General features: G+C 36.1%; 24 protein-coding genes. 15 read left to right on the top strand and 9 right to left on the bottom strand.

Going from position 1 to position 24,621, the window contains the following annotated elements; all coding sequences use genetic code 11:
* Window positions 1–280: 280 nt before the first annotated feature.
* The 13 genes from RMO83_RS03980 to RMO83_RS03920 all read left to right on the top strand — a co-directional run bounded on the left by RMO83_RS03980 (window position 281) and on the right by RMO83_RS03920 (window position 15,739).
* Complete coding sequence (locus tag RMO83_RS03980; RefSeq protein ID WP_310558383.1) at window positions 281–685, top strand: DUF2721 domain-containing protein; 405 nt, start codon at window positions 281–283, stop codon at window positions 683–685.
* An 88-nt stretch (window positions 686–773) separates the two neighbouring features.
* Window positions 774–2,165 carry a DUF1800 domain-containing protein gene (locus RMO83_RS03975; protein WP_310558382.1) on the top strand — a complete coding sequence of 464 codons (1,392 nt, stop codon included), beginning with the start codon at window positions 774–776 and terminating at the stop codon, window positions 2,163–2,165.
* A gap of 10 nt (window positions 2,166–2,175) precedes the next feature.
* Window positions 2,176–3,345 (top strand): DUF1501 domain-containing protein, encoded by a 1,170-nt coding sequence (locus RMO83_RS03970; protein ID WP_310558381.1) that lies wholly within the window; start codon window positions 2,176–2,178, stop codon window positions 3,343–3,345.
* Window positions 3,346–3,511: 166 nt separating this feature from the next.
* Window positions 3,512–4,114 carry an alpha-ketoglutarate-dependent dioxygenase AlkB gene (locus RMO83_RS03965; protein WP_310558380.1) on the top strand — a complete coding sequence of 201 codons (603 nt, stop codon included), beginning with the start codon at window positions 3,512–3,514 and terminating at the stop codon, window positions 4,112–4,114.
* 204 nt (window positions 4,115–4,318) lie between these two features.
* Window positions 4,319–4,798: a nucleoside deaminase gene (locus RMO83_RS03960; protein ID WP_310558379.1), complete on the top strand. Its 480-nt coding sequence runs from the start codon at window positions 4,319–4,321 to the stop codon at window positions 4,796–4,798.
* Window positions 4,799–4,809: 11 nt separating this feature from the next.
* Complete coding sequence (locus tag RMO83_RS03955; RefSeq protein ID WP_310558378.1) at window positions 4,810–6,210, top strand: FAD binding domain-containing protein; 1,401 nt, start codon at window positions 4,810–4,812, stop codon at window positions 6,208–6,210.
* Complete coding sequence (locus RMO83_RS03950) at window positions 6,204–8,456, top strand: molybdopterin cofactor-binding domain-containing protein (RefSeq protein WP_310558377.1); 2,253 nt, start codon at window positions 6,204–6,206, stop codon at window positions 8,454–8,456. The genes RMO83_RS03955 and RMO83_RS03950 overlap by 7 nt, the downstream gene beginning before the upstream one ends.
* 143 nt (window positions 8,457–8,599) lie before the next feature.
* Window positions 8,600–9,508 carry an XdhC family protein gene (locus RMO83_RS03945; protein ID WP_310558376.1) on the top strand — a complete coding sequence of 303 codons (909 nt, stop codon included), beginning with the start codon at window positions 8,600–8,602 and terminating at the stop codon, window positions 9,506–9,508.
* A 114-nt stretch (window positions 9,509–9,622) separates the two neighbouring features.
* Entirely contained in the window at window positions 9,623–10,948 is a 1,326-nt protein-coding gene (allB, locus tag RMO83_RS03940) for an allantoinase AllB (RefSeq protein WP_310558375.1), read from the top strand.
* A complete protein-coding gene (gene alc / locus RMO83_RS03935) occupies window positions 10,930–11,949 on the top strand; it encodes an allantoicase (protein ID WP_310558374.1) in 1,020 nt (339 codons plus the stop codon). The genes allB and alc overlap by 19 nt, the downstream gene beginning before the upstream one ends.
* Before the next feature lie 98 nt (window positions 11,950–12,047).
* Window positions 12,048–13,361, top strand: coding sequence for a urate hydroxylase PuuD (locus tag RMO83_RS03930; RefSeq protein WP_310558373.1), 1,314 nt, complete (start codon window positions 12,048–12,050; stop codon window positions 13,359–13,361).
* 6 nt (window positions 13,362–13,367) lie between these two features.
* Window positions 13,368–14,216: a 2-oxo-4-hydroxy-4-carboxy-5-ureidoimidazoline decarboxylase gene (uraD, locus tag RMO83_RS03925; RefSeq protein ID WP_310558372.1), complete on the top strand. Its 849-nt coding sequence runs from the start codon at window positions 13,368–13,370 to the stop codon at window positions 14,214–14,216.
* 188 nt (window positions 14,217–14,404) lie between these two features.
* Window positions 14,405–15,739, top strand: coding sequence for a DUF6986 family protein (locus tag RMO83_RS03920; protein WP_310558371.1), 1,335 nt, complete (start codon window positions 14,405–14,407; stop codon window positions 15,737–15,739).
* A gap of 15 nt (window positions 15,740–15,754) precedes the next feature.
* Here the strand turns inward: RMO83_RS03920 and RMO83_RS03915 are convergent, their stop codons facing one another.
* The 9 genes from RMO83_RS03915 to ureA all read right to left on the bottom strand — a co-directional run bounded on the left by RMO83_RS03915 (window position 15,755) and on the right by ureA (window position 22,551).
* Window positions 15,755–16,453 (bottom strand): hypothetical protein, encoded by a 699-nt coding sequence (locus RMO83_RS03915; protein ID WP_310558370.1) that lies wholly within the window; start codon window positions 16,451–16,453, stop codon window positions 15,755–15,757.
* A 107-nt stretch (window positions 16,454–16,560) separates the two neighbouring features.
* A complete protein-coding gene (locus tag RMO83_RS03910) occupies window positions 16,561–17,355 on the bottom strand; it encodes an urease accessory protein UreD (RefSeq protein ID WP_310558369.1) in 795 nt (264 codons plus the stop codon).
* Window positions 17,352–17,990, bottom strand: a complete 639-nt coding sequence (ureG, locus tag RMO83_RS03905; RefSeq protein WP_310558368.1) for an urease accessory protein UreG — start codon at window positions 17,988–17,990, stop codon at window positions 17,352–17,354. The genes RMO83_RS03910 and ureG overlap by 4 nt, the downstream gene beginning before the upstream one ends.
* 183 nt (window positions 17,991–18,173) lie before the next feature.
* Window positions 18,174–18,872, bottom strand: coding sequence for a hypothetical protein (locus RMO83_RS03900; protein ID WP_310558367.1), 699 nt, complete (start codon window positions 18,870–18,872; stop codon window positions 18,174–18,176).
* Window positions 18,873–18,944: 72 nt separating this feature from the next.
* On the bottom strand, window positions 18,945–19,631 hold the full coding sequence (locus RMO83_RS03895) for an urease accessory protein UreF (RefSeq protein WP_310558366.1): 687 nt from the start codon (window positions 19,629–19,631) through the stop codon (window positions 18,945–18,947).
* A complete protein-coding gene (locus RMO83_RS03890; RefSeq protein ID WP_310558365.1) occupies window positions 19,624–20,127 on the bottom strand; it encodes an urease accessory protein UreE in 504 nt (167 codons plus the stop codon). Before RMO83_RS03890 ends, RMO83_RS03895 begins: the two co-directional genes overlap by 8 nt.
* A gap of 42 nt (window positions 20,128–20,169) precedes the next feature.
* Window positions 20,170–21,891, bottom strand: a complete 1,722-nt coding sequence (ureC, locus tag RMO83_RS03885) for an urease subunit alpha (RefSeq protein ID WP_310558364.1) — start codon at window positions 21,889–21,891, stop codon at window positions 20,170–20,172.
* A gap of 5 nt (window positions 21,892–21,896) precedes the next feature.
* Window positions 21,897–22,214 carry an urease subunit beta gene (gene ureB, locus RMO83_RS03880; RefSeq protein WP_310558363.1) on the bottom strand — a complete coding sequence of 106 codons (318 nt, stop codon included), beginning with the start codon at window positions 22,212–22,214 and terminating at the stop codon, window positions 21,897–21,899.
* Window positions 22,215–22,248: 34 nt separating this feature from the next.
* Window positions 22,249–22,551, bottom strand: coding sequence for an urease subunit gamma (ureA, locus tag RMO83_RS03875; RefSeq protein ID WP_310558362.1), 303 nt, complete (start codon window positions 22,549–22,551; stop codon window positions 22,249–22,251).
* A 696-nt stretch (window positions 22,552–23,247) separates the two neighbouring features.
* On the opposite strand from ureA, the gene RMO83_RS03870 reads away from it, so the two are divergent.
* Together RMO83_RS03870 and RMO83_RS03865 are read left to right on the top strand one after the other, a co-directional pair.
* A complete protein-coding gene (locus RMO83_RS03870) occupies window positions 23,248–23,628 on the top strand; it encodes a hypothetical protein (RefSeq protein WP_310558361.1) in 381 nt (126 codons plus the stop codon).
* Window positions 23,629–23,759: 131 nt separating this feature from the next.
* The gene (locus tag RMO83_RS03865) at window positions 23,760–24,548 is read left to right on the top strand and encodes an IS3 family transposase (RefSeq protein ID WP_310558360.1); all 789 of its coding nucleotides are present in this window, start codon (window positions 23,760–23,762) and stop codon (window positions 24,546–24,548) included.
* The last annotated feature ends 73 nt before the right edge of the window (window positions 24,549–24,621 follow it).

Here is a 24,621-nt window from a genome sequence, read left to right as displayed (position 1 = left end):
ATTTAGTTAAAAAAGCGCAATTTAGCATAAATAGTAAAAAAAATATAACAAAAAGACATTTTTAAATCAACAATTTTCAACAAATAAATATTGTACTTTAAAAATTACTAAAAATGCAATAGCGGCATTAATTATTGGTAATCGTTACTAAAATTGAAAGTTTAAAAAAGGACTAAATTATCAACTTTATTGTGTTGTCTAATTGACATTTTTTTATAAAAATAAACGTATTGAATAAAGAATCACGAACTTTGACTATATTTTTTTAAAACCTAACAAAATGACTCTACATATAGAAACTCCTGCCCTACTTTTCTCCGCAACTTCATTAATTTTATTGGCTTACACAAACCGATTTCTAACAATTGCCCAAATCATTCGAAAACTAAAAAAAACATATGATGAAGAGGAAAGCAAAAGTGTTCTATTAGAAATTAAAAATCTAAACTTACGATTGACACTCATCCGTTATATGCAAATGTTTGGCGTTTTGTGTTTATTCCTTTCTGTTTTTGCAATGCTGTTGTTGTTTATGGATCAACAAGTACTGGGCATTTATCTTTTCGGCTTAAGTTTACTTGCCCTGCTGGTCTCATTAGGAATCTCTTTTTGGGAAATTAGTATTTCGATTGATGCCTTGCGTTTGCATTTGAGCGATTTAACAGAAAAAAAAGAAGATAAATAATTGATGTTTTATTTTTATTAAAAATAAGATTAATATAAATTAAACCCTTTCACAAAATCTAAGTCCAACTTCTATAGCACTTGAGATTATGAACATAAACACCCTTTGGTCATTGCGACTCGGATATTCGGCAAGACATGCAAAAACTATCGAAAAATTAGGCTTGAAAAAGTTTTTGGAAAAGTCTTTTGCGACAAAGTTTGATTCTAAAATTCCAGATTTCTTGGAAGACAGCCCGAAAACACTAAACGAGTATAAAGAAATTCGAAAAAAATATAAAGCAGCAAGTCCTGAAGAGGTAAAAGGATTACTCAAAAAGGAAGGTCAAACTTCCTTTGAAATGAGAGCGTGGTGGATTGCTAAAATGAACGAAGAAGAATTTCCGCTTCGCGAAAAAATGACTTGTTTCTGGCACAATCATTATGTTTCCACTTTTCAAAAAGTGAAAGTTAATTATTGGGTTTTTCAGCACAATCAAATCCTGAGAGAGAACGCCTTTGGCAATTTCAAAACCTTGACCAAAAAAATCATTCAAAGCAATGCGATGGTTCGCTATCTGGATAATGTTGATAATCGAAAAGATAAACTCAACGAAAACCTGAGTCGGGAATTACTCGAACTTTTCACTCTTGGCATAGGGAATTATACCGAACAAGATATAAAAAATGGGGCCAAAGGTCTTGCTGGATTAGGCATAGGCGAAGAAAATGCTGTCTATAGAAAATTTTTTGAAGACAGTGAAAGTTTTACTTACCTCGGAAAAAAAGGAAATTTCAAAATAAACGAAATGGTAGACATCATTTTCGAACAACCCAATATTCCGTATTTAGTTACTCGAAAAATATTGAATTGGTTCATTTACGATAATCCAAAAGAAGAATTAGTAAAGTATTATGGTGATTATTTTAAAAAAATGAACTTTGAAATCCAACCGCTTTTGACCAAAATTTTTACCGAAGAGTTTACTAAAAACAATGCAGGTTCCAAAATTAAAAACCCATTAGAATTCAGTTTGCAATTAATGAGCGAACTAAATATTGAAAATCCTAACGGAAAACTAATCGCTTTTTTTCTAAAGGAACAAGGAATGGATTTGTTCAACCAACCCAATGTGAAAGGATGGGACGGCGGAAATTCTTGGCTGACTTCGCAGGTTTTTCTGCAAAGAAACAATGCCGCAGATTTGCTTTGCAATGGTAAAAACATAAGCCGAGCAAATAAAGATTATGAAAATAGGTTGACGAAACAAAACCCAAACAATCAACTTTCGATAAAATTGAATTGGGACGCAGCAGGAAATAACAAACAAATTGTAGCAGAGCTTAAAGATCGATTACTGTTTCAAGCTGACGAAAATATGCAACAAGATTTTGAACAAATATTAAAATACGATTTCGATAGCAAAACTGACGGCTCTGAAAATGCGGTGATGCGATTGTTTAATTTTATGGTAAAAACTCCAGAATTTCAACTTATTTAATTGTATCATTATGAACAGACGAAATTTTTTAGCACTCACAGGAACTTTCACAGGCGGTTCACTCCTTTTGCCTAATTTTCTATACTCTTTTGGTTCACAAAATAATTTGGTTTTGGGCGAACAATGTGTCGTTTTCGTTCAATTAAACGGCGGTAATGATGGATTGAATACCTTTATCCCATTTGAAGATGCACTTTATTATGACTTGCGTCCAAAAATTTCATTATCAAAAACTGAGGTTTTAAATTCAGCAAAAGGAATGGCTTTTCATCCCGCTTTGAAAGGATTTGCGGCAATCCAACAAAACGGCGATTTGTCGGTGATACAAAATGTAGGGTATCCAAATCCGGTTCGTTCTCATTTCCGAAGTCAGGAAATTTGGCAAACCGCTCCCAAAAATCAGGAATATTTAAGTGATGGTTGGTTGGGTCGATATCTTGATTTACAATGCAAAGAACACCAACCAACTGCTGGAATCAATATCGACAATATTGATAATTTAGCATTGAAAGGTGATGAGCCCAATTCGATTACGGTAAAAGACCCGAACCGATTTAGAGCCAAAAGCAAGGTGGAAAACGAGGGTCAGTTATCCAACAATCCACAATTGGATTTTGTTCGAAAAATAGCTAATTCTGTAGTCGAAGGTTCTGATGACATCCAGAAAGCACTAGCTAATTCAGCAACCTCGGACGTGATTTATCCAAAAACGGGTTTGGCCAAAAATCTGGAATGGATTTCGAAATTGATAAAAGGAAACTTGAATTCCAAAGTGTATTACACTTCGCTTGGCGGTTTTGACACACACGACAATCAATTGGCCATTCATAAAAATAAATTGACAGAACTCAACGATGCCGTTTATAGTTTCTATGAAGATTTGAAAAAATCACAACAATTACAAAACGTGACGATAGTAGTTTTCTCGGAATTTGGACGAAGAGTAAAAGACAACGGACGAGGAACAGACCACGGAACGGCAGCTCCAATGTTTGTTATTGGAGGAAATAATCGTGGCAAAATTATTGGCAACAATCCCAATCTTGCTGATTTAGACAATGGAGATTTGAAACACGAGATTGATTTTAGATGTGTTTATGCCTCGCTTTTGAAAAATAAATTGGCTTTTGACCCATCGAAAATTGGAATACAAAACAAAGCTTTGGAAGGACTGTTCTAATTTTAATTCTTAGAAAATTTATTAATTTTTCATCGCATTAAATCGTAAAGGAAAACATTTATAGAGTTGATTTGATAAGCAGATATACTTTTTTTTAACAAAAAAAATTGATTTAAAAGAGAAAAGCAAAGATGAAAATCTTGGTTATTCTCTTTATTTTTGTAAAATGAATTCACTTTTTCAACCAGAACCGATAGTTTTTAACTTGCCTGACGCAGAAATTATTTATTTCCCTCATTTTTTTGACAAAAATGAGGCTGATGCCATTTTCGAACAATTAAGCAATGATATTCCTTGGCAACAAGATGAAATACGAGTTTTTGGAAAAACCCATCCCCAACCTCGATTAACCGCTTTATACGGTAACGAAGGAAAATCCTATTCTTACTCGAATATTAAAATGCAACCGCACACTTGGAATCCGCTTTTACAAAAGATAAAATCGAAGGTAGAAAATGTTTCTGATACAAATTTCAGTACGGTTTTACTGAATCTATATCGCGACGGAAAAGACAGCAACGGCTGGCACTCCGATAACGAAAAAGAATTAGGCACAAATCCAATAATTGCATCTATTAGCTTTGGAACAGAGAGAATTTTTCAACTTAAACACAATACCATTTCAAGTTTAAAACAAAATATTGTATTGGAACACGGTAGTTTATTGCTCATGAAAGGAACTACTCAGCATTTCTGGAAACATCAAATTCCGAAAACTGCAAAAAAAATTGGCGTAAGAATAAATCTTACCTTTCGCATAATTCAATGAATTTATTGTTTCCTAAGGACTTCGTTGTGTCTTGTATTAGATAATAAAATGAAAATAAATCTTTCGGTTAATTGATAATTATATAAATATATATTTGTTTTTTGATTAGTTCTTATTTCTTTGAACATAAACAATAGATGTCAAATATTCCGTGCTTATTTCCGAAGTTTTCACCTATATTTACCCCCTAATTTTTTTTTACTTATGGCTTCTACAGATCAAAATAAATTTATGCTCGAGGCTATTCGCCTTTCAATAGAAAATGTTACAAGTGGTAATGGCGGCCCTTTTGGCGCAGTAATTGTAAAAGACGGTGAAATTATTGCCCGTGGTGCAAATGGAGTAACTGCTACAAATGATCCAACTGCACATGCCGAAGTAGTTGCTATCAGAAATGCTTGTGCGGCGTTAGGAACTTTCCAATTGGATGGATGTGAAATATACACCAGTTGTGAGCCATGTCCGATGTGTTTGGGCGCAATTTATTGGGCTAGACCTGATAAAATGTATTTTGCCAATACTAAAAAGGATGCTGCCGACATAAATTTTGATGACCAATTCATATACGAAGAATTAGAATTGCCATATCAAAATAGAAAATTGAAAACTGAACAAATAATGGCAGAAGAAGCGCTGGAAGCTTTTAAACTTTGGGCAACAAGTAATGCTAAAATAGAATATTGATTCCCTGATTTATGATTGAATTCATTTTAAATAATCGGCTGATTCAAACTGATAAGCCGGCAAGCACTACGCTACTCGACTTTATTCGATACGATGAAAATCTCCGTGGCACTAAAATAGGTTGTCGTGAAGGCGATTGCGGCGCGTGTACCGTTTTGATTGGTTCTTTGAAAGATGGCAAAATGGAATATATGAGTGTAACTTCGTGTTTGACACCATTACCTAACGTTCATGGAAAACATGTCGTTTCAGTAGAAGGAACGAATCTTAAACACAAACTAAACCAAGCGCAGCAAGCTATGGTTGATTGTTCGGGAACACAATGTGGTTTTTGTACGCCAGGTTTTGTAAACGCTATGAGCGGTTATGCTTTGACTTGCGCTGCACCAACTGTAGAAAACGCGATTAGCGCTATCGACGGAAACATTTGTCGTTGTACTGGTTATAAATCTATAGAAAGAGCCACTGCGAAATTGACCGAAAAATTAAAAGACAAAGATTTAGAAAATCCGCTGCCATGGCTAATTGCCAATGATTTTGTACCTGAATATTTTCTGCATGTTGCCGATAGAGTAAAGGAAATCGAAACAACATATACTACTAACGGTCAAATTCCTATTAGTGGAGGCACCGATTTATATGTTCAAAAACATGACGAAATACATGACATGGACTTGAACTATCTTTTTGATAAAAACGAATTGAAAGGAATCACCTTTGAAGGTAATCTTTGCACTATAAAATCGGCTGTTACCGTTTCTGATTTAATCAATAATGAACGATTGTTGAAAGAAATTCCTAATTGGTACAACTATCTAAAACTACTGTCTTCCACTCCTATCCGAAACATTGCAACCGTTGCAGGTAACTTAGCGAACGGTTCCCCTATTGGAGATTTTACAATTATTCTTTTAGCAATGAATGCAAAACTGACATTGACTAACAAACAAAATAGTAGCCGTCAATTAGCACTTAAAGACTTTTATTTAGAATACAAAACTTTAAATAAAACTGCAGATGAAATCATTTCTGCAATTACTTTTGAAGTTCCAACGACCAATATATTTAACTTTGAAAAAGTATGCAAACGACAATATTTAGATATTGCCAGTGTCAATACCGCTTGTGCTATTTCAGTTGACGGAGCTACAATTAGTAATGCTGATTTCTCGATGGGCGGCGTTGGACCAATTCCAAAGTATTTGTCAAAAACTAGCGCTTTTTTAGTAAATCAATCCATAACCATTGAAGTAATTAAGGAAGCAGAAAAAATTTTACAAACGGAAATCACTCCAATTAGCGATGCGCGTGGAACTGTAGAATACAAGCGATTATTAGCGAGACAATTATTCTTTGCTCATTTTATTACATTGTTTCCAGAAACTTTTAAAATGGATGATTTAGTATGGTAAATATAGATGCACATAATCACGTAAAAGGAAAATCCATTTACTTGGATGATATTCAAGAATTGCAAGGTACTTTATATGCTTTGCCTTTTGATGCTACTGTGGCGCATGCCAAAATTAAAAGTATAGACTTCGAAGCTGCTTTAAAACGCAAAGGTATAGTGGATATTTTAACAGCAAAAGATATTCCTGGCGAAAATCAAATTGGTGGAATTTTTCCCGACGAACCATTATTTGCCGATGGCGAAGTTCATTTTCGCGGTCAAGTAATTGCACTAATCATCGGAACATCGGAACACCATTGTAGAATGGCAGCTAAATTAATTACAGTAGTTTATGATGAATTACCAATTATAACTGATGCCAGAGAAGCACAAGCGCAAAATAAATTGATTATGCCTCCGAGACAATTTACACTCGGGAATACCGCCGAATCTTGGGCGCATTGCGAATATGTTTTTGAAGGAAGAACAGATGTAAACGGTCAGGAACACTTATATATAGAAACGCAAGGTGCATACGCTCGTCCGAAGGAAGATGGAAGTATTATTATTTCTTCGTCAACCCAAGGACCAACTGCGGTTCAAAAAATGGTGGCGCGTGTATTAGGAATTCCGATGCACAAAATCGAAATCGATACGGTTCGTTTAGGAGGCGGATTTGGAGGAAAAGAAGATCAAGCAACACCTTGGGCAGTGATGGTAGCTTTGGCAACACAGCATTTACACAAACCCGTGAAAATGGCAATGCACCGAATGGATGACATGCGAATGACAGGAAAAAGACATCCCTATTCTGCCGATTTTAAAATTGGTTTAACCAAAGATTTAAAAATTTTAGCGTACGAAGTAACTCATTATCAAAACGCTGGTGCTGCGGCTGACTTGTCTCCTGCGGTTATGGAACGAACTCTTTTTCATTCGACCAATGCGTATTTTGTTCCAAATGTAATTGCAAAAGCATACAGTTGTAAAACAAATCTACCTCCAAATACTGCATTTCGTGGTTTTGGCGGACCACAAGGAAAATTTGTAATCGAAGCGGCCATTGTAAAAGCGGCTGAAACATTAGGAATAAGTCCAGCTGTAATTCAAAAAAATAATTTGGTAGTGGATGGAGATGAATTGTCTTACGGTCAAATTCTTCAACAAACTGAAGCGCATCACGCCTGGGAAACCTGCATTAAAAGTTATGATTATCAAACCCAAAAAGAAAGAGTGCAAGCATTTAATAGCACTAACACAAGATTCAAAAAAGGATTAGCCATTCAACCTATATGTTTCGGAATTTCATTTACCAATACGATGATGAATCATGCTCGTGCTTTGGTTCATATTTATCATGACGGAAGTGTTGTGGTAAGTACTGGCGCAGTTGAAATGGGACAAGGAGTAAATACTAAAATGTTGCAAATCGTCACCGAAACTTTTAGCATAAAACCTTCTAAAGTTCGCATAGAATCTACCAATACATTAAGAGTTGCCAATACATCTCCAACAGCCGCAAGTGCCGGCGCAGATTTGAACGGGAAAGCTTTGCAAATGGCATGTACCTCACTATTGGAACGATTGAAAGCAGTAGCTCAAAAAAAATATACGGATCAAATTATTGAACTGAAAGAAGAAATGGTTTTTGCTAATGAAATCAAAACTGAAATTTCTTGGAATGATTTAATCACTAGAGCCTTCACGCAACGAGTAGCACTTAGTGAGAATGCACATTATGCGACGCCAACGATTCATTTTGATAAATCTAAAGAAAAAGGACATCCTTTTGCCTACCACGTTTATGGAACCGCAATTGTAGAAGTAACTGTGGATTGTTTGAAAGGAATTTATGATTTTGACAGCGTAAATATCGTTCATGATTTTGGAAAAAGTATGAATCCAACAATTGACAACGGACAAATTGAAGGTGGATTAGTGCAAGGAGTTGGTTGGATGACATTAGAAGAAATTATCTATAATGAAAAAGGTCGATTGGTTTCGAATGCTCTTTCTACGTATAAAGTTCCAGATATATATTCGGTGCCAAAATTGATACAAGTGCAACATTTAGAAACCGAAGGGCACGAATTAGCCATCAAAAAATCGAAAGCAGTTGGTGAACCACCATTAATGTATGGCATTGGTGCCTATTTTGCTATTAGGGCTGCTGTAAAGGCTTTTAATCCTAATGCTGATTTGGCTGTAAATGCGCCTTATACTCCAGAAAAAGTATTGATGGATTTGTATAGGACGGAGCGTTAAGACCCGAGGCTAAAAGCCGAACTGTGCGAAGCAAAAATGTCCAGTGGACATTTTTAGCGAACGGGCCAGGCGGCGCAATGGCATGTCAGTAACGATAGTTCATATATACTATTGGTGTCAATATCAAAAAAAGTTTTTAAAATATGGTTTTAGAATTTTATACTAAACTTAAAGAGGTATTACTTCAAGAAGAACGGCTCATCTTATTGGTTGTTATTGCGAATGAAGGCAGTAGTCCAGGAAGAATGGGCTTTAAAATGTTGGTAACTAAAAGTCAAATGTTCGGCACAATCGGTGGCGGAATAATGGAACATAAACTGGTTGAGTATGCTCAAACACTTTTAGATAAACCTGCTTTTGAACCTTTTGTAAAAAAACAAATTCACGATAAATCGGCATTTAAAGATCAATCGGGAATGATATGTTCAGGCCAACAAACGATTGCTTTTTATGATTGTGATTTGGCTTTTCTTCCAGTAATTGAAAAAATTGTAACGCAAAACAACGATTTTATTTTTTACACTGATAAAAATATCGAAATCAATGAAGTTAAAAATGCAGCATGTTATTTTAAAGAATCGATTGGATTAGTTCAAAAATTATATATAGTAGGTGGAGGACATGTTGGGTTAGCTTTAAGCGAAGTATTATCTAAACTAGATTTTGAAATTCATATTTTAGATCATAGGGATAATTTGAATACGATGAATGCCAATCGATTTGCCCATTTTCGGGAAACTGTCGATTTTGAACAAATAGAAAACCACATTCCCGATGGCGATTCGGTATATGTTGTAATTATGTCATTTGGTTATAGAACAGATGATATTATTTTGAGGCGATTAGTGAATAAGAATTTCAAATACATCGGAATGTTGGGCAGCAAAGAAAAGATTGCCACCTTATTTAAAAATATGATTGCCGATTCTTTTGATGAAAATCAGTTATCAAAAGTATATGCGCCAATAGGTGTTGCTATTAAAAGTGAAACGGCTTATGAAATTGCAATTAGTGTTGCTACACAGCTAATAAGTGTTAAAAATCGCAATTAATTTCCGTTTTTGGTGTTGATTTCTAATAATTCTGCAATCAATTTATCTGTTTTTATTATTTAAAACTATATTTGTAAGCCGTCTAAATACATTCTAAAATTAAACATAACTATCTTGAGCGAAAGAAAAATATATAGCAAACGTGTTTGGGTTGAAAATAAACTTCAACCTGCGACAATTTGTTTTAATAAGGCACACATTAATGCTATTCATTTTGAAAAAACTAATGATGCCGAAGACTTTGGTAATGTAGTTATTATGCCCGGTGTTATTGATGTACATGTGCACATCAACGAACCTGGGAGAACTGAATGGGAAGGTTTTGAAACGGCAACACAAGCCGCAGCTGCTGGCGGAACAACTACAGTTATTGATATGCCTTTGAATGCAAGTCCTGTGACTACAACTTTACAAGCGTTCCAAGAAAAATTAGATTCTTCAGTAGGAAAAATGAATGTCAATGTTGGTTTTTATGCCGGACTTATTCCCGGAAATACTCCCCATTTAGAAGCACTGATTCAAGCGGGTGTTATTGGTGTGAAATGTTTTCTGACGCATTCTGGAATTAATGAATTCCCCAATGTTACTGAAAAAGATTTAGATGAAGCTATGCCTATAATTGCCAAATATAATTTGCCTTTACTTGCGCATTGCGAATTGTATGATACAGAAATTGATTGCGATTTTGAAAATAATCCCACAAGTTACCAACATTATTTAGCCAGCAGACCCAAAAAATGGGAAAATGATGCGATAGATTTAATGATACGAATGTGTCGCAAACACAATTGTCCCGTTCATATTGTGCACGTAGCTTCTGCTGAAGCCTTGATTAAAATTGCAACCGCTAAAAAAGAAGGTTTACCAATTACCGCTGAAACTTGTACACAATACATTTACTTTAATGCCGAAGATATTCCAGATGCCAGTTGCATTTATAAATGTGCGCCGCCAATTCGGGAAAAAGCAAACAATGACCAATTAAAAAATGCTTTTTCAACCGGCGTTTTAGATTTCATTACAACCGATCATTCTCCTGCGCCGCCGAGTATAAAGGAAATGGAAACAGGTAATTTAAAAAAAGCTTGGGGAGGAATTGCAGGAATTCAATTTTTGCTAAATGGTTCATGGACAGCATTGAAAAACACCATGACTTTACAACAATTTATTCCGTTAGTCACTTCAAAGCCTGCGAAGTTTATAAAATCGGATAAAAAAGGAAGCATTGCCATTGGAAAAGATGCTGATTTTGTTATTTGGAATCCCGAAAAAACAAGCATTGTAAAGGAAGATGATATTCTTTTTAGATATAAAATAAGTGCATACGTAAATCAAAATTTAAGTGGAGTTGTAACGGAGACCATAGTTAATGGCGAAACAATTTATAAAAATAAATCCATACAAAGTAAAAATAAAGGACAATGGCTTTTGCAAAAGTAACAGAGATAATCAAAGAATCCCCCGTATATACAAAACTTACTGATTTAGCTTCTGAGCGATTGGGTGGAAAAGTATTGTTTGCAACCGATGATTTTTTTGCTGAAAAAGAAAACTTAATAGCACCAACTCGAGGTATTTTCATTACCGATAAATACACCGATAGAGGAAAATGGATGGACGGTTGGGAAAGCCGTCGTAAAAGAACTCCAGGTCACGATTGGGCAATTATTCAATTAGCGACTTCGGGAAAAATTACAGGTTTTGATATTGACACCAATTTCTTTTTAGGAAATCATCCGCCACATGCTTCTATTGAAGCCATTAGTATTACAAATGCTGACGAAATTACCGATTGGTCAACGCTGGCTTGGAAAGAAATACTACCAAAATCACATTTAGATCCAGGTTCTCAGAATTTCTACGAATCGAATAGTGATGCCATTTTTACGCACCTTCGTTTACACATTTATCCTGATGGTGGTGTCGCAAGATTACGCGTTTATGGCGAAGTATTTAAAAATTGGGATGCCGTTGCCGCAACTCAAGAAATAGATTTAGCTGCAGCCATCAATGGTGGTCAAGCCATTGCCTGTAACGATATGTTCTTTAGCGACATGAGTAATTTAATTATGCCGAATCGTGGGGCTAACATGGGTGACGGTTGGGAAACTAAAAGAAACAGAACGCCTAATAACCGTGATTGGGTCATTTTAAAATTAGCACATAAAGGAACTGTTGACCGCATTGTTGTTGATACTTGTCATTTCAAAGGGAATTATCCCGATAGTTGTCTGATTGAAGCATGTGTTTCTGATACGGATGATGTCGAAAACAATGCCAATTGGCAAACACTATTGCCGCAGCAAAAGTTAAGCGCCGATCACGAACATGAATTTATTTCAGAGATTAATAAAGGAACTGCAATAACACATGTTCGATTGAATATTTTTCCTGACGGAGGAATTAGCCGATTAAGAATTTTTGGTAAAATCAATACATAGTGATAGTAAGTACATTCATAATATTAGTTTTATATTTTGTTTATTTTGGTATTTTAATACTACTAGGCTATGTGTCCTATAAAATGCCCGCGCTTAAAATGGGCAAAACCAGTGAGGAGAACACAGAAGAAATTAAAAATACCAGTCAGAATTATATCTATACCGGAATACTGTTGGCTATTATAGGAATTTTGGTCAATACGTATATTCTGGTGCAAGATTCTCCTCTAGAAAGTCATATGATGGAATGGCTTAATATTGTCATTCGCCTAATGCATATTACGTTTGGTATTGCTTGGATTGGTGCCTCTTTCTATTTTGTTTTTCTTGAAAACGCTTTGAATAGAACGGAAGATGTTCGCGATGAGTTAGCCGGCAATCTTTGGGCGGTTCATGGTGGTGGCTTTTACTATTTAGAAAAATACAAAGTCGCTCCCAAAACCATTCCTAAGCATTTGCATTGGTTTAAATATGAGGCCTATTTTACTTGGCTTTCTGGTTTATGTTTGTTATTTGTAGTGTATTATTTCAATGCCTCTGCCCTTCTTATTGACAAAAATGTAATGGATATTTCCGCAACGCAAGGCATCTTGATTGGTGTTGGCTCGTTCGTTGTTGCTTGGATAATTTATGATGTTATGTGCAAATCGGCATTAATCAAAAATCAATTGGCATTTTCTATTATTGGTTTTCTCATTCTGCTTGGTTTTGCTTGGTTCTATTGCCATGTTTTTAGTGCCCGAGCGGCATACATTCATTTCGGAGCTATGATAGGAAGCGTTATGGTCGCTAATGTTTTCTTTGTAATTATTCCGGGTCAAAAAGAAATGGTGCGATGCGCCAAATTAGGAATTCCATTAGATCCTTCTTTGGGTAAAAAAGCTTTAGCTCGTTCCTTGCATAACAACTATTTTACTTTACCCGTTTTGTTTGTTATGGTTAGTAATCACTTTCCGTCTACTTTTGGTTATGAATATCCGTGGCTTATCTTGGCAATTATCTCATTAGGCGCTGCCGGAGTAAAACATTATTTAAATCTCAAGGAGAAAAAACAACTCAATGTTTGGATTTTACCGGTTTCGATTTTGATTCTTTTCGCTGCAACTTTTATATCTGCGCCAAGTACTGATCCGTACGAATGTAAAAAAGAAGTAAGTATTACCGAAGTTCAAGAGATCATACAAAAACGATGTGTGCAATGCCACTCTTCAAATCCCACCGATGATGTTTATAAAGTAGCTCCAAATGGTGTTATGTACGACACTCCAGAAGAAATAGTAAAGAAGAAAGATTTGATTATGCAGCGTGTGGTCATTACCAAAACGATGCCTCAAAATAATAAAACGAATATTACTGAAGAAGAACGAAACACGATTCGTTGTTGGATCGAACAAGGCGCAAGTCTCAAATAAATAGTTATGACATTATCTCAATTTAATACTTTAGACGTTGCCACTGCCACCAAACATTTGATGGATTGTTGTGGTTCTACCCAATGGGCTTCTAGTATGATGGCTCATTTTCCATTTACTTCAGAAAAAGAGTTGGTCGATTTATCAGGAAAAATTTGGTATGACGAATGTGGAGAAAAAGATTGGAGAGAATCATTTACGCATCATCCAAAAATTGGTGACGTGAAGAGCTTAACCGAAAAATTTGCAGGCAAAGAACAAGCTGGTGTAGCCGTTGCCACAACCCAAACAATTGAAGCATTGGCTCAAGCCAATACCAATTATGAAAGCAAAAATGGTTTTATTTTCATTGTTTGTGCGACCGGAAAATCGGCTAACGAAATGTTGCAAATCCTTTTAGATCGACTAAAAAACACAGTCGAAGAAGAGTTGCATATTGCAATGGGTGAACAGCAAAAAATCAGTATTATCCGATTCAGAAAATTACTAACCGACGGTGATTTCAGTTTTTTGAAAGTGAGCCAAATTACCACTCACGTTTTAGATACAGCCATTGGTTTACCCGGTGCAAACATTTCTATTCGACTGCAAGCAAAACAAAATAACATTTGGCAAACCATCGCACAAGGCATTACAAATACTGATGGCAGAATTCCGGATTTGTTACCACAAGAAAGGAATTTAAAACCTGCAACGTATAAAATGGTTTTTGATACGGGTTCGTATTATGCTCATCAAAACTTAAAAACCTTTTATCCCGAGGTAGAAATCCAGTTCAGCACTTTCGACGAAACGCATTATCATGTTCCGTTGCTAATTAATCCTTTTGGTTTTAATACCTATCGAGGAAGCTAGAGAAAGAAAATAGACGTTTAGATAAAAGAAATAGACGGATAGATGATAGACGGATAGATAATAGACAGCTAGAAATTAGAATTAAATATAATTTTATAACTCATAACCTAGAACCTAAAACCCAGAACCTAAAACCTAGAACCCAGAACCTAGAACCCAATACCCAAAACCCATAACCCATAACTCAAATGACCATTCCTTCAACCAAAAAAGAACAATTGTTCCAAAGTTTAAGTCAAGCCAATACAGCATTTAACGAAATTTATCCAGGAGACCGTAGCGACCGCCAACCGGTTCACACCTTATATGGAGGTGCCAATCTTTTCAAATCCGATTCACCTATTGCCTTGGGAAATAGAGCCTTAGAAATACTACAAACCTATGCGCCTAATCATGAAGTATTCGGAAAAGCTTTTGGATTAATTGGTGGTACTGATTTCAGCAAACGTATTTATGATAAAGTAGTAGCCAAACTCCAAACGGAAGCCATTGAGGATTTTAGAATTGATTTTGAAGACGGTTATGGAAACCGAAGCAATGAAGAAGAAGATGCCACAGCAGCATCTACTGCGAAAGAGGTAGCCAAAGGAATGGCAGACCAAACTCTTTCGCCCTTTATTGGCATTCGTATCAAGCCATTTACCGAAGAAATGAAAGAAAGAGGCTTACGCACTTTGGATATTTTTATCAGCACTTTAGTGGCAGCAACAGGAGGCAAAATACCCGATAATTTTGTGGTCATGTTGCCTAAAGTGACCATTCCAGAACAACCCGAAACCTTAGCCAATTTTTTCAGCATTTTAGAGGAAGAATTGGGTTTAACCAAAGGAATCCTAAAAATGGAAATGATGGTAGAAACAACACAAGCCATAATGGATGTAAATGGAACCAATCCCCTGTATCGCTTTATTAAAGCCGCTCAAGGGCGTTGCATTGCGATGCATTTTGGAACTTATGATTATACCGCCAGTTGTAGCATTACTGCAAAATACCAAGAAATGGATCATCCTGTTTGTGACTTTGCCCATCACGTGACCAAAGTAGCTTTGGCTCATACCGGAATTTGGTTAAGTGATGGTGCTACAAACACGATGCCGATAGGACCACATCGTGGCGAATTGACTCCAGAGCAACAAGAAGAGAACAAAAAGGTCGTGCATCGAGCTTGGAAAAAAGGATATGATCACATTCGTCATTCATTATGGAATGGGTATTACCAAGGATGGGATTTGAATCCTGCCCAATTCCCTATGCGATATGCTGCGGTATATGCATTCTTTTTGGAAAGTTATGATGATGCGGTGGATCGTTTGAAAACCTTTGTTGACAAAGCAGCACGTGCTACCTTGATTGGAGACGTTTTTGATGATGCTGCAACAGGACAAGGATTGCTGAATTATTTTCTTCGTGCCTTGAATAGTGGCGCTATTACTGAAGAAGAAGTGCTGGCAACTGGTTTAACATTAGATGAAATTAGAGGTCGATCCTTTAAGAAAATACTAGAAAACAGAAAAGCGAAGTAGTCCAATAAACCACTTTTACCATCCTAATAAAACCATCCCTGCACCGCAAATAAATAAGGTTAAACCTCCTAAGAAATGCATGTGTTTTTCGAGTTGCTCAGTTTTAAAAAATGAGATACTATAATATCCTAAAACTACCATAGTCACCATGGTAACTAGGGTAAAAAAAGTATAAACTGCAACGAGCAAAACCATGCCATGCCAAGAATGTTGGGCCGCAGGGAAAAACAATAGCGGAATCATAGGTTCGCAAGGGCCCAAAAGAAAGATGACAAACATCACCCAAGGCGTTACTCTATGTCTTTCGGACGTGGGAATGGGGCTGCCGTGTTGGTGTTCATAAACAAACATACTGCCATCTTCATAAGTGTCAAAATGTTTGTGGGATTTGTTTTTATACGTTCTAACCAATCCCCATATTCCATACACCAGACCAAAAACCAGCATAACCCATCCCGCTATCCCAACTCTCACGTTTTCAAGCCACGACACTTTTGATAAATTCCAACCAATTGCAGCACCACCAAGCCCCAATAAAACGGAACTCCAAACATGACCGCACCCGCAGATAACAGTCCACAAAAGTGTTTTGGCAAAACTCCATCCTCTTGATTTTGACAAAGCAATAAAAGGCAAATAATGGTCTGGTCCTGAAACCGTATGCAAACAAGCAATGGCAATAGCGCTGGTAATTAATAGTTGAAAATCATACATAAATTATCTTTTTTTAAACGCTTCAAAAAAAGGGATGTTGGTTTTAAGATTTTACTTATTTTAAAAAATTATCAATCACTACCTGACTTAGAACATTTATCTACATCCTAACTCGACATTTGCATTTTAAATGTGGGGACTAAGGCTGCAATATGTTTCAAATCATCGAACAATTGTTCCGCTTTGAACCCTAAAATTCTAACTATAATTCCATGTGTTGCTATTGTAGAAATTCTAAAATCGATCTGAGTTTGTTGCTGAAGATAGTCATTTACAGCGGTTGTAAATCCATCGACATCTAGCGTTTCGTTTATAATTAGCAAGCTCGCTTGATGAGTAAAACCTTCTAGTTGTCCCATTTGTGTGGGATCACATAATGAAGGTTGCATCACGATATTTTCTTTGATGATGAGTTTATTTTTCAGGAATATTTCGGTGCAATTATGGTATTTTGAAAAAGTAAAAACTTCGTCTTTTAGCGTTCTTCCGCAGGTGATGATTTCGCCCCACAGTAAATGGCAATGATTTCCTAGATAAATTTTATTTTTAGACTTAAATATAGACTCTTTATGCGGGACCGAAGGATGAGGCAAGTAGGTAAATGATGCGTTATCGTTTAGAGTAACTTCCGTGATTTGTTGCGCTCCTTTAGTCATAGTAAACAACCGTTGGTAGGATTGGGTATGCAATTGCAGCGCACCATTTTCAGAGACTTCAATGCTTATTTCAAATTCATCTTCATCTAAAATTCCGGGTGAGGAACTCATGAGCATCAAATGCAATTGGGTTGCTTTCTTGTCTTCGGTAATATTCATCACCTTAAAAGGTGGAGAAAAATAACAGTTACCCAACTGGGTTATGCCGTTTTTGAATGTGGTTTGAATGTGCAATTTGGCTATCATCGGCACAATTGGGGTTCGTCCACTTCTTCTAACAAGGCATATTTTTGGATCCAGCCAATCACGGCATCTAAGCCTTGTAAACTCATCAAATTGGTAAAAATAAATGGGTTTCCATTCCTCATTTTTCGGGCATCACGTTCCATAACACCTAAATCAGCATGGACATAAGGAGCTAAATCAATTTTGTTAATGACCAACAAATCGCTTCTTGTAATACCGGGTCCACCTTTCCGAGGAATTTTATCACCTTCGGCTACATCAATGACAAAAATGGTGACATCGGCCAAATCAGGACTAAAAGTTGCTGATAAATTATCGCCACCACTTTCTATAAAAATAATTTGAATGTCTGCAAAACGGTTTGCCATTTCATCGACAGCTTCAAGATTCATACTGGCATCTTCTCGAATGGCAGTATGAGGGCAACCTCCAGTTTCTACCCCAATGATTCTTTCTTTGGGTAACAAACTATTTTGTGTCAAAAAATCAGCATCTTCTTTGGTATAAATATCATTGGTAATCACCCCAATGCTGTACTTATGGGCTAATTTTCTACTCAATCGTTCAATCAAGGCTGTTTTTCCCGAACCAACCGGTCCAGCAACTCCTATTTTTATATAATTTCTCTCGTTCATTTTTAATATATCATTTACTAATTCATCATTTACAATTCACAACCCATAACGTTTTCGGGCTTTTCGTGCGGGCCGGTTTCGGAGCACAAAACTGTCAGCTAGAACTGAACTTGAATAGAAGAACAAAGCTACAAGTTTGCACGTCAGCCCGCCTGGCACAAAACCCGTGTTACGGTAGGTCTTCTATTTCTTGTCATTAAATAATGGCCCGATTAAGGGTGGTGCCATTATATATCCTTCTTCAATCGGCTTTTGTGTCAACAATCTATGACATTCTTCTGGTGCTGTTGCCCACATTTTAGTTTCTTCAAGTGTTTTGTCAATCTCTTTTCGCCATTTTTCAAATGCACCTTTATTTTTGTCAATGAACACTTCTTTAAAATAAGCACGAAACATTGAAATTCTATTTTTGTGCATATCTTCTTTAACTGTCATATAAAAAATACTCATTGTTCCTGTTGCTTTTGTCGCGTCTTGAAATACTTTTAATTCTTTCCTTGCCCATCTTGCCCATACTTCACATATATCAAAATATAAGTTTTGCATTTCTATTTGCAGAGAATCGTTTGTCCGAATGTAAGAGGTTGTTTTTTCAAATGCAGGTGCAAAATATACTTTCTCAAACTTCTTATATCTGTCTTTTTTCTTCTTTGGAATGTCTAGGACACTCCAAAGTCCAACTGATGCCGAAGCTGTAAATCCATATTCGTCCATCATTTTATCAACTTGACTTGTTGGTTGCCCTTGATAATCAGTTTTTGTGATTTTTGTATTTGGTTGCCACAAAATATGAGCTTCATTACTTGTCAAATAGCCATTTTGGCCAATTACTACTTGGCTTGCAAGAACAAATAGTGTGGCAATTTTCAATCTTATTTTCATATTCGTTGTGTTTTTTAAACTTACCGCTAACTCATACCCCATAACTCATAACCCTTAACCCATAACTCAAACTTACGACATATACAATCTCGAATACAATTGCTCATGTTGCATACTTCGGATATCAAAACCGGAACAGCACATTCCTATTAAATCTTCATCGGGATCTACCGTTTGTTGCACTAATTCTGCAATCAAATCTTGAATAGAAAATAAAATTTCCTGACCACTTTGTTGGCTTAACGGAATCAATTTTACAGCATTAGTAACATAACCTACCGCAGCATTGTAGTAAAAACCGCTTAGTGCATCTTCCTTTTTTATGTTTAGCGAATGCGCGTATAAGGCGAATGCAATGCAGTAATGTCCAACAATTTCTTGATTTTTGATCGCCAAAGCGTACCCATCAATCAATTCGCTTTTATTGAAAGGTTGAAAAATTTTCATCAATCGTAAGCCTAATTTATGACTAGCTTGTCTCATTTCTTTAGGAAGTTTTACCGCTGTACATTGGTCATCTAAGGATAAAATTTCTTTTAAATTATGGTTGTCTGCGGCATTATATACTAATGAAACCAAAGCAGCATCAGTATATCGTAAATTTTGTGACAGCATTTGAACAACAAATTCTTTAGCCGAAGCGGTATCGTGAATCAATCCTTTTTGAACATAGGTTTCTAATCCTGCAGAATGAGAGAAGCCCCCAATGGGTAAGTTTGGGTCTGTAAGGTGCAATAAAGAAAGTAAAGAATTATTCATTGGGTATAGTGAGCTTCATTATTTTGGAGAACAAAGTATCGTTAGTACTGCCGTGGGGCGAAACAGTAGTTTTTAAGGGCTGCAATAATTTTCGCTGTTCTTGTTCTACTTCGTAGCCTTGCGCTACAAATAAATGGTATAAAGGCTTTTCAAAAGGCACTAACAAGGCTTTATTTTCAAAAAACAGTGGCAAATGTTTGTTGCCGATTTCATAGCAAATACTGGCTGTTTCAAACCTGTCTTTGGGTGTAATGATCAAACATTCGCAGGGTACTATTTCCACCACAATAATAGTGGTATCATCTTCAAACAAAATATCTCCTTGCGTTAAATTTGGACTTTCATTTAAAAATTTAATTGTAATTTCTGTGCCTAGTTGGGTTTGTTTTCTTTGAATGCGTTTATTGGTTTCATACCATTGCAATAACAGCCAATCTATAGTTTTATTTGAAATAGAATAATCACTAGTATTCCCTATTTTTTTTTGAATGAGCATAGTATGATGGGGTTGAAATTTTCTTTAGAGCAAAAATCAGCATTAAAATAAAAAATAGCGTTGCGCCAATGGTAATTCTTTCATTGGTTCGCAAGTTATGACTTCGCCATCTACTTTTACTTCATAGTTTTCAGGATTTACATCAATTTGAGGTGTTTTATCGTTGTGAATCAAATCTTTTTTTGAGATGTTCCTGCAATTTTTGACCGGTAAAACCATTTTTTGCAAACCATAACTTTGAACTACATTGTTTTCTAATGATAATTTAGAAACAAAAGTAATGCATGTATTGAATATTGCCTTGCTACTTGCCCCGAACATGTGGCGGTAAATAACAGGTTGCGGCGTGGGTATTGAGGCATTAGGATCGCCCATTCTTGAGGCTATAATCATCCCTCCTTTGATAATCATTTCTGGTTTTGCACCAAACATTGCCGGTTTCCACAAGACAATGTCTGCTAGTTTTCCCGCTTCAATAGAACCTACATTTTCACTGATTCCGTGAGAAATAGCAGGATTTATGGTGTATTTTGCGATATATCTTTTTACCCTAAAATTGTCGTTGTTATTGTCTTGGTCTTCTTCTAATGGACCGCGTTGTACTTTCATTTTGTGAGCGGTTTGCCACGTACGAGTAATTACTTCGGCAACGCGACCCATCGCTTGCGAATCGCTACTCATCATACTAAATACGCCCATATCATGAAGAATGTCCTCGGCTGCAATGGTTTCAGGACGAATCCTGCTATCGGCAAAAGCAACATCTTCTGGAACATTTTTATCCAAATGATGGCAAACCATTAACATGTCTAAATGTTCATCGATAGTATTTACCGTAAATGGTCTGGTGGGATTGGTAGAGGAGGGCAATACATTAGGATACATAGATGCTTTGATGATGTCTGGAGCGTGACCGCCACCAGCACCTTCGGTATGAAACGTATGTATCACTCTACCATCAATAGCTTTTATGGTGTCTTCTAAAAACCCCATTTCATTGAGCGTATCGGTATGAATGGCAATTTGAACATCGTGCTTATCGGCAATCGTTAAAGCCGCATCAATTACTGCAGTAGTGCTTCCCCAATCTTCGTGTATTTTAAGACCCAATGCACCTGCTTCTATTTGTTCTTCTAAAGGAGCGAGCGAAGCGCAATTGCCTTTACCATAGAACCCCAAATTCATCGGATAGGAGTCAGCAGCTTCTAACATACGTTGAAGATTCCATGCGCCGGGCGTTACCGTAGTGGCATTGGTACCATCTGCAGGACCAGTTCCTCCGCCTATCATCGTGGTCATTCCGCTAAATAAAGCGTGATCTATTTGTTGTGGACATATAAAGTGAATATGTGTATCTATTCCTCCCGCAGTGGCTATCATTCCTGCACCTCCGTGAACTTCGGTACTGGCGCCAATAACCATATTTGGCGAAATTCCGTCCATTGTATCGGGATTCCCGGCTTTACCAATGCCTACAATCTTTCCGTTTTTAATACCAATATCCGCTTTCACAATTCCCCAATGATCGACAATCGTTACACTAGTAATCACAAAATCTAAAACACCTTCAGCTCTAGTCGCTCTGGCAGATTGCGCCATTCCGTCCCGTATGGTTTTACTGCCACCAAACTTGGCTTCATCACCATAAACAGTAAAATCTTTTTCAATTTCTATAAACAATTCAGTGTCGCCCAACCGAACTTTATCGCCAGTTGTAGGGCCATACATGTTGGCATATTTTATTCTACTAATTTCTAAACTCATCCTATTTACTTTTGAATTGCGACACTTCCGTTAACTAAATTATTAAACCCAAAAATTTTCTTTTCTCCACCAAATGCTACCAATTCTACCTCTTTTTCTTCCCCAGGTTCAAAACGTACCGCAGTAGCCGCAGCAATATTCAGCCGCATGCCGAATGCTTTAGTTCGATCGAATTGCATTTGTGAATTCACTTCAAAAAAGTGAAAATGAGAGCCTATTTGCACTGGTCTATCTCCAGTATTGGTAACAAGTATTTTTGATGTAGCACGACCAACATTCAGTTCGATGCTGCCTTCTTTTAAGATGTATTCGCCTGGTATCATAATCGAATGGGAATTAAATTAGGTTTTTGAAAGATTATCTAATCGGGTCGTGAACGGTTACGAGCTTCGTGCCATCCGGAAAAGTTCCTTCAACTTGAATGTCGTGAATCATTTCGGCAATGCCTTCCATTACATCCTCTTTGGTCAGAATAGTGGCGCCATACTGCATCAATTCTGCGACCGATTTTCCGTCTCGAATGGCTTCTTGTAAACGAGAGCTAATTAAGGCAATCGCTTCGGGATAGTTTAATTTTAAGCCTCTTGCTTTTCGTTTTTCTGCCAATTCACCTGCTAGGTGCAGCAGTAATTTCTCGGTTTCTCTTGGTGAAAGATGCATATCAGATTCAGTTTAGTACGTTTTTGATTTAAAAAGTCTAAAAATAGCAAAAAGTAACTTATGAAACTGTTTTATTTTTTGTTTTTATTTGAAAATGTTAAAGATTTTGATGCAAAGATTGATTTTCATTGCATTATTTGAGGCTAATGACTGATTTTGGTACGATAAATATTTTAAAGACCGAGCGATTGGATGTAGAATATAACAAAGTAGTTTCATTATAGATACCCTACGAGCCTAGGATATAGTAAAGTAGTTTCATTATATGTACCCTACGAGCGTAGGATATAGTAAAGTAGTTTCATTATATGTACCCTACGAGCGTAGGATATAGTAAAGTGGTTCCATTATATGTACCCTACAAGCGTAGGGTATAGTAAAGTAGTTTCATTATATGTACCCTACGAGCGTAGGGTATAGTAAAGTAGTTTCATTATATGAACCCTACGAAGCAACCCTAGTATTCGAAACATTTTTTATATATAGGGAACGGAGCGACCCTAGTATTCAAAACATTTTATATATATAGTGAACGAAGCGACACTAGTATTCAAAACATTTTCTATATATAGGGAACGAAGCAACCCTAGTATGCAAAACATTTACTATATATAGGGTACGAAGCGACACTAGTATTCAAAACATTTTCTATATATTGTCTTGTCCTAAAATAGATTTACAAAAAAGTGTAAAAATATGGAAAGATATTCAAGAGTAAGTAGTTCAAAGTGGCAATCTATATATTCGGAAGAATTTAAAAGATTTGTTTGTAATGATTATTTAACAGGTTCTTTTACTAGGCGAGAAGTTGAAGTAAAACATGGTATTGGTAATTCTCGACTCACTTATTGGTTAAGAGAAATGGGATATGACTATTTAAAACCAAGAATTGTATCTTTACCTGATATGAAAGCAGTTAAAATTGATGCCAGCGGAAAAGAGTCTCAAAAGTCGATTACAGAACTGGAAAGAGAACTACAAGAAGCAAACCTTTTAGCTGAAGCTTATCGTAAAATGATAGAAATAGCTGAAAAAGAGTTTAAAATTAATATTGTAAAAAAGTCCAGTACCAAGTAATTCAGGAGATGAAAAACAATCATCCTAAGATTGGTTTAGGCAAATTTTGCCGATTACTTGGTGTAACAAGACAAGCATATTATCAACACTTTTGGCATCAAGAACAATATGCTTTTTAAGATGAATTAATTGTGTCTGAGGTGATAAATATAAGAAAGAATCATCGTCATATAGGAGGAAGAAAGTTGTATGAATTACTTCAACCCTTTCTAATAGAGCATCAAATAAAGATGGGTAGAGATCGATTATTCGACGTTTTATCTGCAAATTATCTTTTAGTTAAGCGTAGAAAAAAACAAACAATTACAACCAATTCCTATCATCGATTTAAAAAGTATCCGAATTTGATACGGAACTTCATTCCAACAGAACCAAATCAATTATGGGTTAGCGACATAACGTATTGGAAAATTGCAACAGGATTTGTTTATATCAGCTTTATAACGGATGCTTATTCAAGAAAAATTGTTGGCTCTCATGTAGCGCAAACCATGGAAGCGGTTGAAACCATGGAAGCGTTGAAAATAGCAATCTCTGGCCTAAGAAAGGGGCCAGATTGCCATTTTCAACTCACGCACCATTCTGATCGGGGAATGCAGTATTGCAGCGATAAATATGTAAAGCTTTTAGAAAGCAATAACATAGGAATTAGCATGACAGAAAACGGAGATCCTTTGGAAAATGCAATTGCAGAAAGGGTTAATGGTATAATTAAAGAAGAATATTTAAATGATTATCAAGTAGATAATTTAGAACAAGCTAAAGAATTATTGGAAGCAGTTATAAAATTATACAATAATGAAAGACCTCATATGAGTATAGGTAATCTTACACCAAATCAAGTACATCAAAATAATATAAAAACTGAAAAATTATGGAAGAATTATTATGTAAAAAGTCCTATTATTGTAAACCAATAACAGGACTAAAAATGAGTTGTAAATCTATTTTAGGATTAAGTATAAATATGTAAACTTATTTTAGGACGAGACA

It is taken from the genome of Flavobacterium sp. (assembly GCF_031423415.1).
Taxonomy (GTDB): Bacteria; Bacteroidota; Bacteroidia; order Flavobacteriales; family Flavobacteriaceae; genus Flavobacterium.
The sequence above is the reverse complement of the archived record's forward strand: the minus strand, read 5'-3'. Positions and strand labels throughout refer to the sequence as shown.

Coding starts and splice junctions, on each gene's coding strand:
- uraD (WP_310558372.1), top strand. CDS start 13,368: ATGACATTATCTCAATTTAATACTTTAGACGTTGCCACTGCCACCAAA.
- RMO83_RS03890 (WP_310558365.1), bottom strand. CDS start 20,127: ATGCTCATTCAAAAAAAAATAGGGAATACTAGTGATTATTCTATTTCA.
- RMO83_RS03950 (WP_310558377.1), top strand. CDS start 6,204: ATGGTAAATATAGATGCACATAATCACGTAAAAGGAAAATCCATTTAC.
- RMO83_RS03975 (WP_310558382.1), top strand. CDS start 774: ATGAACATAAACACCCTTTGGTCATTGCGACTCGGATATTCGGCAAGA.
- alc (WP_310558374.1), top strand. CDS start 10,930: ATGGCTTTTGCAAAAGTAACAGAGATAATCAAAGAATCCCCCGTATAT.
- RMO83_RS03965 (WP_310558380.1), top strand. CDS start 3,512: ATGAATTCACTTTTTCAACCAGAACCGATAGTTTTTAACTTGCCTGAC.
- RMO83_RS03915 (WP_310558370.1), bottom strand. CDS start 16,453: ATGTATGATTTTCAACTATTAATTACCAGCGCTATTGCCATTGCTTGT.
- ureA (WP_310558362.1), bottom strand. CDS start 22,551: ATGCATCTTTCACCAAGAGAAACCGAGAAATTACTGCTGCACCTAGCA.
- RMO83_RS03870 (WP_310558361.1), top strand. CDS start 23,248: ATGGAAAGATATTCAAGAGTAAGTAGTTCAAAGTGGCAATCTATATAT.
- RMO83_RS03930 (WP_310558373.1), top strand. CDS start 12,048: ATGGGCAAAACCAGTGAGGAGAACACAGAAGAAATTAAAAATACCAGT.
- RMO83_RS03970 (WP_310558381.1), top strand. CDS start 2,176: ATGAACAGACGAAATTTTTTAGCACTCACAGGAACTTTCACAGGCGGT.
- RMO83_RS03900 (WP_310558367.1), bottom strand. CDS start 18,872: ATGAAAATAAGATTGAAAATTGCCACACTATTTGTTCTTGCAAGCCAA.
- RMO83_RS03895 (WP_310558366.1), bottom strand. CDS start 19,631: ATGAATAATTCTTTACTTTCTTTATTGCACCTTACAGACCCAAACTTA.
- ureC (WP_310558364.1), bottom strand. CDS start 21,891: ATGAGTTTAGAAATTAGTAGAATAAAATATGCCAACATGTATGGCCCT.
- RMO83_RS03955 (WP_310558378.1), top strand. CDS start 4,810: ATGATTGAATTCATTTTAAATAATCGGCTGATTCAAACTGATAAGCCG.
- ureB (WP_310558363.1), bottom strand. CDS start 22,214: ATGATACCAGGCGAATACATCTTAAAAGAAGGCAGCATCGAACTGAAT.
- RMO83_RS03910 (WP_310558369.1), bottom strand. CDS start 17,355: ATGATAGCCAAATTGCACATTCAAACCACATTCAAAAACGGCATAACC.
- ureG (WP_310558368.1), bottom strand. CDS start 17,990: ATGAACGAGAGAAATTATATAAAAATAGGAGTTGCTGGACCGGTTGGT.
- RMO83_RS03945 (WP_310558376.1), top strand. CDS start 8,600: ATGGTTTTAGAATTTTATACTAAACTTAAAGAGGTATTACTTCAAGAA.
- RMO83_RS03960 (WP_310558379.1), top strand. CDS start 4,319: ATGGCTTCTACAGATCAAAATAAATTTATGCTCGAGGCTATTCGCCTT.
- RMO83_RS03980 (WP_310558383.1), top strand. CDS start 281: ATGACTCTACATATAGAAACTCCTGCCCTACTTTTCTCCGCAACTTCA.
- RMO83_RS03920 (WP_310558371.1), top strand. CDS start 14,405: ATGACCATTCCTTCAACCAAAAAAGAACAATTGTTCCAAAGTTTAAGT.